The organism is Nostoc sp. (genome assembly GCF_036917435.1).
Taxonomy (GTDB): Bacteria; Cyanobacteriota; Cyanobacteriia; order Cyanobacteriales; family Nostocaceae; genus Nostoc.
In genome coordinates this window covers 21752-38903 of sequence record NZ_JBALDM010000054.1, presented here as the reverse complement: position 1 = coordinate 38903, position 17152 = coordinate 21752, and the positions used below count along the sequence as shown (strand labels likewise).

The window sequence follows — 17152 nt, the reverse complement described above, 5'->3', positions numbered from 1 at the left end:
ATTGGGCATGGATTGCATTTCCCTCTCCTCTCCTCTGTGTCCTCTGCGTCTCTGTGGTTTGTTAAAAAATGTCAAACATAACTCAACCATCAAACTTCTCCACAATAGACCAACCTTCTTTTTCTAAATGTGTACGGGTTTGTCAAAATCGCACCTGCAAAAAGCAAGGTGCAATCAAGGTTTTAGCAGCTTTTGCGGCTTTCCCAATGCCTGATGTAACAGTAACGGCTAGCAGCTGTTTGGGACAATGTGGCAATGGGCCGATGGTGCTGATATTACCCGATATGACCTGGTATAGCAGCGTTCAACCCGATGAAGTATCTCTACTGATAGAAAATCATTTACTAGGTGGTCAAAGAGTCGAACAGATGCTCTATTATCGGTTTCATCCCCAGAAAGAAAGCTAATTAACAATATCAGGGTCTGTAATCTTGTTGACTGAAGTGAGGCATCCAATGAATATTCAACAGCTGCGTCAATCGTTAAAACAAAAGTGGCTTATTTACTACCAGCAAAATATTACCTGGCTGGTCAAAATGCGGATTTGGGGGACTTATGATGGTCTGCGCCGTCCTTTGTCGGGCTTTATTTTGGCAACACTGTCTGTTTTAGAACCCCAGTTTGATGAAATACTTGCTTTTATGCTGGATCTGAATAACGATCCAGATAAAATAGTCACCGCTTTAGGTCTTAATTTCAATCCAGATCAAGAGTTACGTTTAACAAAATCAGAGGATTCTATTGCTATCAACCAAGTTGAAAGCGAGTCGCCAGATGAGAAGCATTTTGAGGATAAACATCTATCATCGGCTGTAACTGCTAGTAAAATTGCGCTTCATTCTCTTGCCAAAACTTTAGACTCTAACTTGTTACGCGGCGATGAACTTGCGCCATCATTTACAGCTACAACTGAGGTAGTTCGCACCCGCAAACCTGAGTTGGTAGTTGCATTTGCTACTAAAATTGCTCCAGATACTCCGGTAAAAACGCCCGCTTCCGGTTTTATAAGGGAATATCAACCAATAGGATCGCACTCTGCACTGAGAATGAGCAGTGAAATGAACAGCAAGGTCAAAACTATGCCATCTGTGGCGTTAGCTATGGAGGTTAAAAGCAACGCGCCATCTGTCCGAATGCCAGTAGGCGCATTGCTTGCAATTACTACTGAGATTAACACTGACGGTAAACCAGTGCGATCGCTAGCAATTACTACTGAGTTTAAAAGCAACATCAAAAAAACGATTATTCAACCACAAGATGTTAAAAGCAAAGTCATACCAACCACTAATGCCCGTAGTCTAGCTTCTTGGGTAGATGAATTTTGTTATGGCACTAGGAATAAAGAAGAAGATATTTTGACTTGAATTACTCAGGGGTACTCATGAGAAACAAAGGGTATTTCTATGACTTCACCTTCAGTTTCTCCTACTTTAACTTTTAAGCCTATGCCACCAGCTTTGGTGCGAATGTAACCTAGTCCAAAATAACCATCAGCCGTTTCTGTATAACTGGTAAGTTTGCCGACCTTTTCATCTCCAACTGCGATCGCACTTCCAACTTCTACAGGGGCACTGAGGCGGATACCTAAAAGGTGTTGTTTTACACCTTTGTATGTATTTAACCGAGCGATGGTTTCTTGCCCAATATAGCAACCTTTAGTAAAAGAAATTGTCTGCCACAAACCAACTTCCAGAGGATTGTAATCATCTGTGAGTTCGGAATCTGGGGCTGGACGACCTTGTAGTATTCGCAAAGCATCCCAAGCGCGATCGCTCATCTCTACTGCCCCAGCTTCTAACAATTTATTCCACACCGTCGCTTTGTCAGTATAAGGGAAAGTGAAAGTGTATCCCGGTGCAGCTAATCCACTACCCACAGCAATCCGCACTCCCTCGGCGGGAGCAATGGTGTATACTTTGTGACTAGCATAAGGTTGCCCGATGAGTTCGCCAATACCCAATTTTTCTAAAACAGCGTCGCTTCCAGGGCCAATGAGGCTGAAGGTGTTGGTATATTTTGTGATATCAGATAATTCCACCTTGTCGGCAGAGAAAATATATTTATCTAGCCATTCCATGAGATATTGGCGGCGGTTGGGTGAAACTAGTAAGATTACTGCATCTTCTCTAACGTAGGCGGTTACTAAATCAATTGTTCTGGCTGTGGAGGTGACGAAAACGGTATCACAACCTTGTCCAGGCTTGAGTATTTCAAAATTATTAGTACTTTGGTTGTGTAAAAAATTGAGGCGATCGTCGCCAGCTACTTTGATGCGTCCCCAGGCGGTGCGATCGCATATTGCAACCCCAAATTTGGCGGCTTCGATAGCTGCTGCGTCTTTATCGTCGATTGTAGATGTTGGCATGGTGGTGAGAAGTTGCTCTGTTTCAATGTTGTCGCACTGGAAATCTTAGCAAATAACCGTTTCCGGCTTCAATGTAACTCCGGTTTTCTTCTAACTGAAGCGCATTGGGCAAGTCCCTGCATTCTGTTAGAAGTTAGATACTTTAAGATTAAAACAACATACTTTCAGGAGATTGGCTCAATGACATATATCTCCCAAAAAACCCTCACTACAGAAGATTTTCTGTCCCAATACCGAGAGAATACCCACTATGAATTAGCAGACGGAGAACTAATTAATATGGAACCCACTGGCCCCCACGAAACGGTGAGTGGCAAAGTTGCAACCCAAATTGGTATACAAATTGTTACACAACAACTCCCCTGGTTTATTCCTCGCACTTGTTTAATTTACCCTTTCGCGGATGCGGCCACAGTTCGTCGTCCTGATGTTGTGGTTCTTGATGAAACTATTCTTGACCGCGAACTACTTTGGGAGCGAAAACCCGTAATTACGCTGGGACGCTCAATTAAGCTGGTGGTTGAAGTTGTTAGTACTAACTGGGAAACTGACTATGCTCGTAAAGTTGAGGAGTATGCACTTTTAGGCATTGCTGAATATTGGATTGTAGATTATCGAGGGTTGGGTGGAGTCGCATTTATTGGTAAACCGAAACAACCTACTTTCACTGTCTGTCAACTAGTTGAAGACAGTTATATTTTACAACAATATCGATTAAATCAATTAATAAAATCACCACTTCTGCCCTATCTTCAACTTCGCCTAGATGATATTCTTCCTCGTTGAGTGTGCTAGTACATCGCTCACATTAACCCCATCACCATAAGGGCGATCGCAGTCTGTCAATTAGGAATTTAGCTTTGGCGAAAAATTATAGTGCGATCGCTGACATCAACCCCGTCATCAGAATCGGCATAAGTTTCAATCCCTAATAGGGATTTTAGATAATTGCAATCTCTACAGTAGCTTTAGCAGTGTCAATACCAGTCTGGTTTCAATCCCTAATAGGGATTTTAGATAATTGCAATTGAATCTGGTGCATACATTCCTGCTCGTGGTAGTACTGTTTCAATCCCTAATAGGGATTTTAGATAATTGCAATTTCATGATGATATTGCATCTAAAAAAGATAGCATTCGTTTCAATCCCTAATAGGGATTTTAGATAATTGCAATCCCGGATTTTTTAAAAGGTATTAAGCCTCCAGAAACGTTTCAATCCCTAATAGGGATTTTAGATAATTGCAATCGCATAAGATGCATCTTCATTTTTCATATGAAGATTAATGTTTCAATCCCTAATAGGGATTTTAGATAATTGCAATTGTAGCAGTACCCGTGTTCATGTTACAAATACAAGGTTTCAATCCCTAATAGGGATTTTAGATAATTGCAATAAGATGAGAAAACCGTTACACGGGCAGAGGAAACGAGTTTCAATCCCTAATAGGGATTTTAGATAATTGCAATGAAGTGTGGGTAGTCGTTAAAAATTTCGTAGGTACGTTTCAATCCCTAATAGGGATTTTAGATAATTGCAATCGTAAACCGCAAGCAAAGCGCTTCAAAAAGTGGCTGTTTCAATCCCTAATAGGGATTTTAGATAATTGCAATACTTCACTTGAATACCAAACTTTTCACCTTCTTTGTTTCAATCCCTAATAGGGATTTTAGATAATTGCAATTTGTGGCATTGCGAGGTGTTATATGTACTGAGTAAAATGTTTCAATCCCTAATAGGGATTTTAGATAATTGCAATGTCATAGCTGATAAATCAAAGTTGGTTGGAGACAAGTTTCAATCCCTAATAGGGATTTTAGATAATTGCAATTAGCAAGCATAAATTATTTCCTTCTAAACTAATCCAATTATGTTTCAATCCCTAATAGGGATTTTAGATAATTGCAATTATAATCCGATCGCTTCTAAGTTACAAAATTAACTGTTTCAATCCCTAATAGGGATTTTAGATAATTGCAATTTCCCGCTATAGCCTGGGTAGCAGGAAAATTGCTGTTTCAATCCCTAATAGGGATTTTAGATAATTGCAATATATCGCTGGCATCAAATACGGAGCCAGGGAAAGATGTTTCAATCCCTAATAGGGATTTTAGATAATTGCAATTGTAACCTTAGATTTATTAAATATTACCGAAACTTTGTTTCAATCCCTAATAGGGATTTTAGATAATTGCAATGAAGGCTGATAGCACAAATATCATTGAAGCAACAATAGTTTCAATCCCTAATAGGGATTTTAGATAATTGCAATCCGCCAATAAGATGGCAGGGCTTTTGATAGATGAGTTTCAATCCCTAATAGGGATTTTAGATAATTGCAATTTTTCTGCGGCTAACAAACTCCCAGAAGCTGCTGTTTCAATCCCTAATAGGGATTTTAGATAATTGCAATGTTTTGTTACAAAACCATGCTTAAGCTACGGTAAATCGTTTCAATCCCTAATAGGGATTTTAGATAATTGCAATGTCAAAGTATCCGCGAAAGCTCTGATTACCTTCGTTTCAATCCCTAATAGGGATTTTAGATAATTGCAATCATATTGCCAGCTTAAATGGCTATGTGAATATTTAGATAAGTTTCAATCCCTAATAGGGATTTTAGATAATTGCAATGGGCATACCGGAACCTTTGCACTTGATGCAAGCGTTTCAATCCCTAATAGGGATTTTAGATAATTGCAATGCAGCAATGGAATACTCAAAAGATACTAATCCGTTTCAATCCCTAATAGGGATTTTAGATAATTGCAATGGTTAGTCCACCAGCGTTTAGATTCCCTGGGTTGAGTTTCAATCCCTAATAGGGATTTTAGATAATTGCAATGATTTAAAGCAACTAGTAAACTCAGCATATTAACGTTTCAATCCCTAATAGGGATTTTAGATAATTGCAATAAGTAGGATGTGCTAGCCAGTGCAAAATCACCTTGTTTCAATCCCTAATAGGGATTTTAGATAATTGCAATCCTTACTTTGTATGGCAAGATTCAAAAACACTTAGTTTCAATCCCTAATAGGGATTTTAGATAATTGCAATCGCTGGCTTCTGAAAGTATTGCCTTATTTGGTTTTCAAGGTTCGGTTGCGCGAATAGACAAAGCATAACATGAGGAGTTGTAATTTGGCTAGAGGCAAATGGCTGAAAGCTAGTCTCCATAAGGTGCGCGGATGGTTTAGAAATGCGATCGCTCTCAAGCTCTTGCACATAGGACAATTCAGCCATTTTTCTAGTCCCCCCTTATCCAACACCTACCTATCCGCGCAATTAGCGAAAAAACTAATGAGATCGGAAAGCTGTTTACTTTATAGATATCCTACTGGATTGAGTTACCTAACTTTAAGGCGATGCTTCGGTTGGGCTACGCCTACCCAATACCAACACCTCATGACTAATTTTATTTGGTAACGTCTTCAAAGTCTGTTATTGCACAAGCAAATTCCCTAAAAGCTGTTTTAATCAAAACCTCTTTCGTTCCCCTTTCTAGGGAAGAATTGCGTATGAGGTCTGTTAATTCTATGAATAACAGAGAAAACATAAAACGATCTTGACGGTCAACTTGCTTTAAGCAAGAGGATATAAACTGATAAAGCTCTGTTTTTCTAGGTTTGGTTTGTTCTTCCCATATTTGTAACCCAAGCCGGAAGGTTCTTAAGCGGATTTCGTTGCTATTGAAAGACGCATCTTTGTAGCGGACTGATACGCGCTGGGGTATTTCCATGAGTTTTAGCTATATATATTCAATGTAAAGTAATTATTCACTTATATTTTGCCTCAACCGGAAAAATCTGATATTTTGCACCATTTCCAATAACCACCGTAGGTTAGAAACGAATGACTGGCGTGGAATATATACAGAATGCTTTGAGATATTATCTCGTCAAGAGTATCTGATTTGGTGTAGTTATCCAGAATTTTCCATCTATAAACTCTTTTAGATATTAGACCGAAAATACCCGTATAAATACCGAATTTTGGTTTTAAACACCTGACTTTAAGTATATTCCTTGGTGATATTCAAGATTTTTCCATGTAATATCCGAATCAGGACATTATACGTAAATTTTCTAGATATTACTCTATGGAAAAATATTCAAATAACCTACTAGAAAGGGTACAGAAGAAAATTCGGCTTCAGCATCATTGTTACCAAACAGAAAAAAGCTACATTGACTTGATTAGGCGTTACATCTGTTTTCACAATCAGCGCTATGCCAAAGATATGGTGAGTGTGCAAATAAGAGCCTTATTAAGACATTTAGCTGTAAAAAAAACGTCGCTGCATCAATTCAAAGTCAAGTATTAAAGAGCCTCGCATTATTATGAGATACAAACCCCATCAACACAAGCCGTTGAGATGGATTGCATTATTTCTAGTTGGAACATTTCTGCAATTATTGTTTTACATCCCGACACCAGTCTTATCCCAAAATTCTAATAGCTGTAGCAATATTACAGCCCCGCTTACCCCTGAAGAACAAACTTACGCTCGTGGTGCTTGGCAGTATTTTGTCAAAAATTATCAGCCAGCAACAGGATTTACCAATTCTACTGGGGGTTATCCTTCTGGTACACTCTGGGATATGGGTAATTATTTAATGGCGTTGAATGCTGCACGCTGGTTGAATATTACTGACCAAGCAGACTTTGATACCCGCATCAACAAGTTTTTGACGACTCTCAACAGCCTGAAGTTATTTGAGGATACTTTGCCCAATAAAGTCTATAACGCAGCCAATGCACAAATGGTTGATTATGGCAACAATCCCGTTGAACGGGGTCTTGGTTGGTCTGCTTTGGATGTTGGGCGAATCCTGGCGGCATTTGATGTTATCCGCACCTGTCATCCACAATATAATGATTGGCTCAAAGGAATTGTAGCAAAGTGGCAAGTGGCGCGATCGCTAAAAGATGGAGAACTTTTTGGCGCTACTGTTCTCCCAGACAACAAAACGTTACTGGTACAAGAAGGACGACTCGGCTATGAAGAATATGGCGCTAGAGGTTATGGACTCTGGGGTTTCTCTGCACCCAAGGCTATTTCTTTAGAACCGTTTAAGTTAGTCGAAATTAATGGTGTCCAAATTCCCGTTGATACCCGTGACTTTCAAAGCACTAACGCTAATAATTATGTTGTTAGTGAGTCTTATATCCTTGATGGGATTGAATTTGGTTTACAAGGTGAGTTAGCTGATTTTGCTGCCAGGGTTTTAGATGTCCAAAAACGGCGTTACGATAGCACAGGCCAGTTAACTGCTGTCACAGAAGATAATATAGATCAAGCGCCTTATTTTCTCTACAACACCGTCTACGCCAACGGTGCAAACTGGGCAACTATCACGGATGCTAATCAACCTTATCCCCAGTTTCGCAGCATCAGCACCAAAGCGGCTTTTGGCTGGCGTTATCTTTTTCCAGATAATGCTTATGCTCAAAAAGTTTTTGATGCAGTCAACGATCTCCGCAGTCCTGATGATAGTGGTTACTATGCTGGGATATATGAAGAATCAAAACAGCCTAATAAAACTTTGACAGGTAATACTAATGGGCTGATTTTGGAGATTTTATACTACAAAGCTAAGGGAAATCACCCTTTAATTTCTTCTGGTTCTGCAAGTGTGTCTACTGGCAAACCCAGTGAAAATGCTTCTCCTGCAACACCCTCAACTCAACCGAATTCTCCTGTTAAGACACCGATCGCAACCCCTGCGGATACTTCTAAACCTATAGAAGTGGCTGTTGCACCTATTCCACCAGTGAATAGTCCCGAATCATCATCTAACCTCAAACTAGATCGACCCTTGACGGTGATTGAACGGCGTTATGCAGAGGCGGCTTGGCGATACTTTCAAGCGAATTATCACTCTAAAAATGGGCTAATTGACGATCGCAGTGATTTCAAAGGTGCAACCCTCTGGGGACTAGGAGATTATCTTGCAGGACTCCATGCAGCGCGATCGCTCGATATAATTACCCCCAAGGAATTTGATCAGCGCACCCGACATCTTTTAGGAGCATTGATAAAGTTACCATTATTTGCTAGAGAATTGCCGAGTCGGGGTTATGATACGCGATCGCTGCAATCAATAGATTATGGTGGAAATGCAATTGCAGAAGGGAACGGCTGGTCAGCTTTAGATTTAGGTAGAATGCTGGCAGCGCTTTATAACTTAAAAACCTCTCATCCAGAATACACGGCTGCGGTAGATAAAATTGTGCTGGATTGGTCATACTTGCGTGTGGTGCGCGAGGGTATTCTTTCTAGTGCTACCGTTACCAAAGAGCAAGATGGGCGATCGCTTACCCGCGTCAACCCCGAAACCCGCTTGGGATATGAAGAATATGCAGCCCGTGCTTTTCAATTATGGGGCTTTAATGTTGAAAATTCTGCGGTTGGTGGTGAATATCAAACTGCCTTAGTAGAGGGAGTGAAAGTGCCAATTCAACGCCACCGCACAGATACCAACTCAAAAGTTAACCAATACACAGTTAGCAATCCTTTCCTACTCTATGCGCTGGAGTTTGGATTAGATCCACAAATGCGATCGCTCTTTGAGCCAATTTTCCAGGCGCAAGCTGAACGTTACCGTCGCACCGGCACGCTCACAGCCTCAGCTACCACCTCGATCGATCGCAAGCCTTACACTGTCCACAGCACAATTACAGGCAAAGGTGAGCCTTGGGTAGCTTTAGCAGATAATGGGCAAACTGTACCAAAGGGTCGATTGGTAAGTACAGCAGTCGCTTTTGCCTATCATGCCCTACTTCCAGAAAATAAGTATAGTCAAGAGTTACTGCAAGGAACGACTGATTTATATAATCCATCAGCCGGATTTTATGAGGGCTTCTATGAAACCACGGGTAAAACCGCAGTTGGTTTCACCAGTAGCACCAACAGTATAATTTTGCAATCCTTGCTGTACAAGGTGATGAATCAACAACCTTTAATTCGTCCGACTAATAACATGAAATCTCCCTGGTGGCAAGAAGTTAGTAAAGGAAATTCTGGGCGAGGTTTACCCAACATTGCCAAACAACAAACCAAGTTAATTTCTGATAGTTCTGGAAGTTACTGGATTTCAGATAGCCAAAAAACTCCGCTAGTAACTGGTACAACAGTCACAAAATAAGTTGAAACGCAATTTACTTTAAGCCCAACCCTTTAAGAGTTGGGCTTTCACGCCGACTTTCTGTAATTACCAAGTCGTGTTTGTTATTAATCAGTTGTATTTGGGAATACTTGTACATGATGCAGTAGCTTTCACCAGCAACAGACATCTAGATTAAAAATCTCTGTTTATTCGTTCAAATCTATGGACAAGGTACGGCTGGCGCTGATGATGCTAATTTTACTAGGAAGCGTCTTTGCGAATAAAAATCTGGCAGTTGCTGATGCCTCAAAACAACTCGAAAACCTGAAATTAAAGCAAGTTCGCAACCAAATAGCTTCCAAGACTCCTGTACTACTGGGACTATATGCCCCAGATTATCTAGGAAATCAAAGTACAATTGACAGCCAATTACGTCAAGTCGATCAATGGGTTGGTAAGCGCCATTCTATTGCTGGATTGTTCTTGGATATCGAGGACTCAAATCCTGCCTACAACGTTCCAATTTCCCTAGAACAACTGAAAAACAACGGATACACAGCTTTTATTAATCTCAAATCCACTCGTTCAGCAGCAGAGATTGCTAGGGGAGATGTAGATAGTTCTCTACAAAAAGTAGCGAAAGCCTACGCTGATTGGGTAAATAAAGGAGAGGGTCGGATAGCGTTTATCGCGCCGTTGCAAGAGATGAACATTCCTGGAGAAGCATACAGCCAAGACCCGCAGAACTTCAAGTTAGCTTATCAACGCATCCAAAAGATATTTAAAGAGGCTGGTGTATCTTCACAAGCAATACGTTGGGTATTTGCACCTAATGGTTGGAGTCAAAACAATGAACATCGTTTTGAAAACTACTATCCTGGGGACAAGTCGGTAGATGTTGTTGCCTTTAGTTCGTACAACTGGGGGTATTGTAGTAATTCTTCTTGGAAACACTGGAATACTCCGAAAGAAGTTTTTGAACCATATATCAAGCGGATGAAGGTTATGGCTGGCAGTAAACCGATTTTCATCGCTCAAACAGCTAGTACAAGTAATACGCAAAATGGTTTACAAAACAGTGCCAAAGACCAATGGTTACGAGACTCTTATACTCAGCTAGCTGGGATGGGTGTAAGAGCCATCCTTTATTTCAATATTAATAAAGAATGTGATTGGGCAATTAACAGTAATAGCGGTAAATCTGCTGGTTATAAAGAAGCGGTAAGTAATCCGGCTTTCGGCTATTTATCGCCTACTGAGTTGGCAAAAAAAATTTAAATGGCAACAAGCGGCATCAAAAGCATGATTTTGCAATCAGTTTTGTACGCAACGACAAATCAACAACCCCTGCTTTGTCCAATTACGGCGACGTGGCAATGCTCTCCTACGCCATCTACGATTATTGCTGCCCCTGATAACTTTAACTCAGATGTTCAAACACCATCGTCACAAACCGTTCCAGAACCGAATGTTCCCACAGTTACGCCACTACCGCTAAAACCAAAACCGACACCAACAGCTACACCAGAAAAACCTGTTATTCCTTCGCCAACAACTTCTTTACCACGATTGACTGAAGAAGCGGATCAAATTGCTGCTAAACGGGCTTGGAAATATTTTGAGCGTAACTGGAATCCCCAAACAGGTTTAGTAAATTCGGTAGACAACTTACCGTGGACAACTTGGTGGGATCAGGGTAGCGCCTTATTGGGAATTCATGCGGCTTATCAGTTAGGGTTATTGCCGAAAGATGTTTTTCAAAAGCGGATGAACACATTGCTAGAGACGTTGGAAAAACTACCGCTACCAGCAACAGGTTTACCCAACAAAGCTTATAGCACCCGGACTGTCCAAATGCGCCAACTCAATGACACCCCAGATCCCAAAGGTAGAAGTGGTTGGTCAGTTTTAGATATGGCGCGATTTTTATTAGGATTGCATGTTATGCGATCGCATTATCCAGAATATAGCGATTCGCCTAAGGGCGACAGCTTTGCTTCACGCATTAATCACATCGTTGCTCGCTGGAATCTATCGAAACTTGTCAAAGATGGTTGGTTAAATGGTGCTATCCCCAGAGCAGGTAAACTTCTCGAAGTGCAGGAAGGGCGATTAGGCTACGAGCAATATGCTGCCGAGAGTTTAAAGCTTTGGGGTATTCAAGCTACTAATGCTCTCTCTAATCCACCAGTCAAGACGGTTCAAGTGGATGGCATTACTCTCCAAGTCGATCAACGGAATCTCAAAAGCTCTGGGGCTACTAACTACCTAACGAACGATCCTTATTTACTCTGGGGTTTAGAAATGGGTTGGAATGATGCTGTCAAATCTCAAGTGCAAAATCTTTTCAAAGTACAGTTACAACGATTTAAGCGCACTGGAATTTTAACTGCTGTAAATGAAGATTCCTTAGATCGTCCCCCTTACTTTCTGTATTACAGCGTCTACTCCAATGGTCAATCTTGGCAAGCCGTTAACACTAGCGGAAAAGCCTATCCCCAATTGCGGTTTGTTAGTACGAAAGCAGCATTTTCTTGGTTTGCGCTCATGCCAGATGACCCTTACACGAAAAGGCTACGAGACTTTGCTCAAAATTTATCCGATAAAAATCGCGGCTATTTTTCAGGACGATATGAAAATTCCCGACTAGGTGTTAATGCTTCAGTTGACATTAATACAAATGCGATCGTTTTAGAAAGTTTGCTTTACCAAGCCAGAGGCAGACATCCACTTGTACTTGAAGCCAAGAGCCAGGGGGAGGCAGCAGAAATAAAGAAAATTATTAACAACTTCTAACTCCCAATTCAGAATTTTTTACCAATTACTAGTACTAAAATGACTTCAGTTTCTATTAGCGATAATTCCTCAAATTTTTCTGGTAACAGTCGCTCATCACTCAAAAAAAGAACGCTGTTATTTCGTTATCTAGCAGAAATAAATTTAATTTTTGGCATCTGGTATTTACAATGGCGGATCACCAATTCCGTCAATTTTGATGCGCTGTGGATCTCTATTCCTTTGCTGATGGCAGAAATTTATAGCTATTTCGGCGGTGTGATGTTTGTGATTGGGTTATGGCGACCTTTAGAGCGACAAGTTAAGTCTCTCGACCAGATGAACCCACCTCTACCGAGATCCGACTGGCCAACAGTGGATGTCTTTGTGACTTGCTACAACGAGCCGCCGGAAATTGTCGAAGAAACTGTCAAAGCTGCTCTTGCAATGGATTATCCGCCAATAAAGTTACGTGTTTATGTGCTGGATGATGGTAACTCGGCTGATATGCGAGCGATGACAGAAAGATTGTGTATTGAGGATTTGCAGTCACCACAATTACAGCTAGAAGCGGAACGGATTGATGCAGAACATTCTTGTTTGTTGGAGCGCTTAAAGCAACTAGAAAATCTGACACCTAATACTCAAGCTGCCGAACAATGGCTGCAAGCGTCATCAGAATCAGTAGTTAATGAGCCTGCGGTTGGATTTGTGCAAAGTTTGCGATCGCTTATTCTTTGGCTAACACCAGAAGATTATACTATTAACTATTCTCCTGTAAAGACGTTACGCGATCGCCTAACTACCGAACAGAAAGCCTTAGAAGAAGCGATCCGCAAGAAAGAACTAGAACTAGTTGAACTCGCTCGTTTTCGCTACATTGCTCGTCCCAAACCAGCTGGTGTACCCCATCACGCTAAAGCTGGGAACCTCAATTACGCGATTTTTTCTGGAGAAACTTCAGGACAGTTTATTCTTACCCTAGATGCTGACCATATTCCCAAGCCACAATTTCTCAAGCGAGTTCTGCCTTATTTCTTTATCTATAATCTTTTCATAGGGAAATACGAACAAAATCAAATTGCTTTTGTCCAGACACCCCAAGATTTTTACAATATTCCTACGGGCGATCCCTTTGGACATCGAGCAAATTTATTTTATGGGCCACTTCAGCAAGGCAAAGATGGCATGAATGCCGCTTTTTATACAGGCACAAATGCGATTCTGAGGCGTGAAGCACTTATTAGTGTTGGACTACAACATTTTGCTGATGAGTTTGTCAAAGATGAAAAACGTTTAGATGAATTTCAATTAATTGGTGGTCTATCCAGCAACAGTATTACAGAAGATATGAATACAGCAATGCGTCTACATAGTGCTGGCTGGAAATCTATTTATCACCGTGAACTTTTAGCAGAAGGTTTAGCACCAGATGACTTAAAATCTACCTTAAAACAGCGACTACGCTGGGCACAAGGTACTATCCAAGTCTTACTGAGAGAAAGTCCATTCACAAAAGCAGGGCTAACATTTTGGCAAAGATTGCATTACTTCAAGACAATGTATAGCTATTTTTGTGGTTTTTCTACTCTTGTTTTTCTTTGTTGCCCAATCATCTATTTCTTCACAGACATCGTTCCAGTTAAAAGCTACGGGTATGATTTTGCCATCCACTTTTTCCCCGTTTTTATTATCAATCGTTTGACTGCTATGACTGCTACTTGGGGCATTCCTGCTAGAGAAATTTGGCGATCCGAACAATACACGATCTCTTTATTCCCCTTATTTATTCAAGCCATATTAACCGTATTTTTTGGGAGTCATCTCAAATTTCAAGTAACACCTAAGCTGAGGCAATCTGGAATGTATATCCAACTAGTTTGGCCTCAATTAATTATCTTTATCCTGACTATTCTAGGAATGTTATGGAGCCTTTACAAATTTACAATTGGTAATCTAAATAATCCTTGGCTTCACCTAATAAATGGTGCATGGGCTATCTATAACTTGTTACTTTTGTGGGCTATTATCCGTGCATCTGTTTGGCAGCCTCCAAAAGAAGTCTAAGAGGGTGTTTGAAAAGTTATACGGTGTGATTTTTTACCCCTCTTAATCCCCCCATGTAAAGGGGGGAAACAATAAAATCAAGTTCCCTCCCCTTGTAAAGGGGGGAAACAATAAAATCAAGTTCCCTCCCCTTTATAAGGGGAGGGTTAGGGTGGGGTAAAAATATTTGATACATCAATCACGACTTTTAAAACATCCTCAAAGAGGGACACAGGGAAAATGAAAATAACTGTAGAGACACGATTAATCGCGTCTCTACTCCTAACTCTTAATTCCTAACTCCTAATTCATAACTCCTAACTCAAAAGAAAACAGCAATGAACATTGATTCACACTCAAACAACTTTGCAGGGCGAACTGTTTTAACAATTTATGCTCACGCTGATGATGAAGTTCTACCTGCTGCTGGCACTCTCAGCCTGATGTCTAAGGCAGGGTGGAATATTCGTTGCTTAATTTTGACAGATGGCAGTCTTTCCAGTTCATCTATTAAGGGTACACGTCATCAAGAAGCAGATGCAGCAGGTAAAATCATCGGTGCAACTTACGAGTTTTATGCACTTGAGGAGTACAATTTTTCAACCCAAGCAGTAATTAAAGTTACTGAAGAAGCTATTGGGCGTTGGCAACCGGATATTATTATTACTCATGCACCACAACCTGAAAAATATGGACATAGAGATCATGAAGTGTGTGCGATCGCAGTTTCTAATGTTGCCACGCGCAAAAATATAACTTTATGGTATTCAGCCCCACCTGTTTTTTTACGTGGTTTTGAACCCAACTTTTTTGTGGATATTACTTCTGTAATTGAAGAAAAAGTTGCAGCTATCGGTTGTTATGAGTCAGAAATGAATAAAGCATTTATGCAACTTGATGCCATACTAGTTTTATCTCGTTTCTGGGCACGAGAATTAGGTCAGAAAGATGGCTATTTTGAAGCTTTTGAAATTTCTCGTCAATGTGTAGATGCTAGTTTTTTTACTGCAATAGCTAATAATCGACAAGCAATTCAACATAGTTGATTGCATAATAATCACAAAAATACTGCTATCTGTCTTGCAGTTTACCTGATGTCAGTGCCAAAATATAAATACATCTTTCTCAAGCAAATAATAGGACAAAACAATGAGTTTAAGTGTGAAAATACTAGAATTATCTGGGATTTTAGATGGTATTAGAGGTAATGAACTGCGTCGTGAAGTAAGCGATGCTCTAGCAAACGGAACTGAGATTTTATTGATTGATATGAAAGGAGTAAACTTTATCGATAGCTCTGGTTTAGGTGCTTTAGTATCAGCAATGCAAATGACGCGAAATGCTAATGCTAAACTCTTTGTTTGTTCCATTAGCGCTCAAGTCAGGATGTTGTTTGAACTGACTAAAATGGATAGAATTTTTCAAACCTTTGCAGATCAAGATGAATTCAATAGCCAAATATTGGCAACGCAATAGGCTGTCAGATAATACAAAATTTGGATGTGTATATTTGGCTATACTAACCAAAGTTAACTTTTACCAAAGATAAGTCATCATCAAGATTATTTTGAGAATTTAAGGTGAAAATGTTCTCTAATAGTTGATTTAAATTACAGGTATCTTCCCAGCTATATTTAGTTAGCAAGTCAATGAAAGCATCAATTCCCCAAATTTCGCCATTTGACTGATTAATTTCATAAACACCATCACTAAAAATGTATAAAGTGGTGTTATCTTCGATCTCCAAAACAGCATCCTCAAATTGAACATCGGGTAAAAAACCAATTGGTAAATCTAAAGAATTTAGCTGTTTAACTTGGATGCCTGTTTTAGAGGTCTTAGATAAGAGTAAAGCTGGTGGATGTCCGGCGTTAGCATAAATAAGTTGACGTTTAGGGCGGTGATAAACTCCATACCAGATTGTGAAGTATTTATCACCGTGCTTCGTCATTTGGAAAGCGTGATTGAGTGCTTTTAGGACTTCACTGGGTTGACAAAAGTTAGTGTTTGGGAGAGATTGCGATCGCAAAACATTCAACACCGATACCGATAGAAGGGCTGAACCCACCCCATGACCTGATACATCTAACAAATAAATTGCCAAATTATCTTCGTCGATCCAATGATGGTCGAAGCAATCACCCCCTAGCTGTGCCGACGGAATAAACAGATTTTCTGTAGTTACTGATCCTACAAGCGGTGAGGGTAGAAGCGATCGCACATAATCAGCAGCCTCAGCTAATTCTGCTTCCAAAATTTGCTTTTGCGTTTGTAAATCTTGATTTAGTGTCTGCAAAACTTCTTTTTGACTTTGTAAATCCTGATTTAGCTGGTGTAACCTGAGTCCTGCTCTTACCCGTGCTTTCAATTCATTCATCTCTATTGGTTTAGAGATAAACTCATCTGCTCCAGCGTCAAGTCCCCTAACTCGATCTTCTTCTTCTCCTTTAGCTGCTCCCCTAGCCGTCAATAGAATAAAAAAAGTAGTTGCCAACTCTGGATTTGCTCTAATTCGACGACATACTTCTAACCCATCTACCTGGGACATCATCCAGTCACAGATAATCAGAGCCGGACGTAGTAATTGTGCTTGTGCAATTCCTTCCTCTCCACCTTTGGCGATACTGGTATCATAACCCTGATTTTGGAGGGTTCTTTTCAGTACTGTTCGCACTATAGGGTCATCATCAATAACTAAAATTTTCAACATAAATTAAAGTTTACTAAGTAAAATCAAAAGGAAGTAATAGCTCTAATTCAACTTATATGCAATTTAGTTTGAAATGTATAGTGAAAATACTCAAATTAAATAAATTAGTTACCGAATATGATCGTTTCAAAATATTTTCTTGGTTA

At 40.1% G+C, this 17152-nt stretch carries 13 protein-coding genes and 1 CRISPR repeat array; of the genes, 10 read left to right on the top strand and 3 right to left on the bottom strand.

Annotated features, from left to right (window positions below):
- Nucleotides 1-68: 68 nt before the first annotated feature.
- The gene (locus V7K98_RS26360; RefSeq protein WP_335027337.1) at nt 69-407 is read left to right on the top strand and encodes a (2Fe-2S) ferredoxin domain-containing protein; all 339 of its coding nucleotides are present in this window, start codon (nt 69-71) and stop codon (nt 405-407) included.
- A gap of 48 nt (nt 408-455) precedes the next feature.
- On the top strand, nt 456-1364 hold the full coding sequence (locus tag V7K98_RS26355) for a DUF5331 domain-containing protein (protein ID WP_335027335.1): 909 nt from the start codon (nt 456-458) through the stop codon (nt 1362-1364).
- Between the two features lie 5 nt (nt 1365-1369).
- Here V7K98_RS26355 and ygfZ read toward each other — a convergent pair whose 3' ends face one another.
- Nucleotides 1370-2365 carry a CAF17-like 4Fe-4S cluster assembly/insertion protein YgfZ gene (gene ygfZ / locus V7K98_RS26350; RefSeq protein ID WP_335027333.1) on the bottom strand — a complete coding sequence of 332 codons (996 nt, stop codon included), beginning with the start codon at nt 2363-2365 and terminating at the stop codon, nt 1370-1372.
- Nucleotides 2366-2545: 180 nt separating this feature from the next.
- Here ygfZ and V7K98_RS26345 point away from each other — a divergent pair, with 180 nt between their 5' ends.
- Nucleotides 2546-3151 carry a Uma2 family endonuclease gene (locus V7K98_RS26345; protein WP_335027331.1) on the top strand — a complete coding sequence of 202 codons (606 nt, stop codon included), beginning with the start codon at nt 2546-2548 and terminating at the stop codon, nt 3149-3151.
- A gap of 132 nt (nt 3152-3283) precedes the next feature.
- Nucleotides 3284-5423: direct repeats of the CRISPR family, unit length 37 nt; unit sequence GTTTCAATCCCTAATAGGGATTTTAGATAATTGCAAT.
- 358 nt (nt 5424-5781) lie between these two features.
- Here V7K98_RS26345 and V7K98_RS26340 read toward each other — a convergent pair.
- On the bottom strand, nt 5782-6105 hold the full coding sequence (locus V7K98_RS26340) for a hypothetical protein (protein WP_335027329.1): 324 nt from the start codon (nt 6103-6105) through the stop codon (nt 5782-5784).
- Between the two features lie 360 nt (nt 6106-6465).
- On the opposite strand from V7K98_RS26340, the gene V7K98_RS29005 reads away from it, so the two are divergent.
- The 7 genes from V7K98_RS29005 to V7K98_RS26310 all read left to right on the top strand — a co-directional run bounded on the left by V7K98_RS29005 (nt 6466) and on the right by V7K98_RS26310 (nt 15772).
- Nucleotides 6466-6690: a phage integrase N-terminal SAM-like domain-containing protein gene (locus tag V7K98_RS29005; protein WP_442940445.1), complete on the top strand. Its 225-nt coding sequence runs from the start codon at nt 6466-6468 to the stop codon at nt 6688-6690.
- Nucleotides 6691-6706: 16 nt separating this feature from the next.
- Nucleotides 6707-9514, top strand: coding sequence for a DUF3131 domain-containing protein (locus tag V7K98_RS26335; protein WP_335027327.1), 2808 nt, complete (start codon nt 6707-6709; stop codon nt 9512-9514).
- 183 nt (nt 9515-9697) lie between these two features.
- Nucleotides 9698-10753, top strand: a complete 1056-nt coding sequence (locus tag V7K98_RS26330) for a hypothetical protein (RefSeq protein WP_335027325.1) — start codon at nt 9698-9700, stop codon at nt 10751-10753.
- Nucleotides 10754-12271 carry a DUF3131 domain-containing protein gene (locus V7K98_RS26325; protein WP_335027323.1) on the top strand — a complete coding sequence of 506 codons (1518 nt, stop codon included), beginning with the start codon at nt 10754-10756 and terminating at the stop codon, nt 12269-12271. It begins immediately after the preceding gene.
- Between the two features lie 39 nt (nt 12272-12310).
- The gene (locus V7K98_RS26320) at nt 12311-14317 is read left to right on the top strand and encodes a glycosyltransferase (RefSeq protein WP_335027321.1); all 2007 of its coding nucleotides are present in this window, start codon (nt 12311-12313) and stop codon (nt 14315-14317) included.
- A 317-nt stretch (nt 14318-14634) separates the two neighbouring features.
- On the top strand, nt 14635-15342 hold the full coding sequence (locus tag V7K98_RS26315; RefSeq protein WP_335027318.1) for a PIG-L deacetylase family protein: 708 nt from the start codon (nt 14635-14637) through the stop codon (nt 15340-15342).
- Between the two features lie 103 nt (nt 15343-15445).
- A complete protein-coding gene (locus V7K98_RS26310; protein ID WP_265271162.1) occupies nt 15446-15772 on the top strand; it encodes an STAS domain-containing protein in 327 nt (108 codons plus the stop codon).
- Nucleotides 15773-15815: 43 nt separating this feature from the next.
- On the opposite strand, the gene V7K98_RS26305 is transcribed toward V7K98_RS26310, so the two are convergent.
- Complete coding sequence (locus V7K98_RS26305) at nt 15816-17006, bottom strand: SpoIIE family protein phosphatase (RefSeq protein WP_335027314.1); 1191 nt, start codon at nt 17004-17006, stop codon at nt 15816-15818.
- Between the last annotated feature and the right edge of the window lie 146 nt (nt 17007-17152).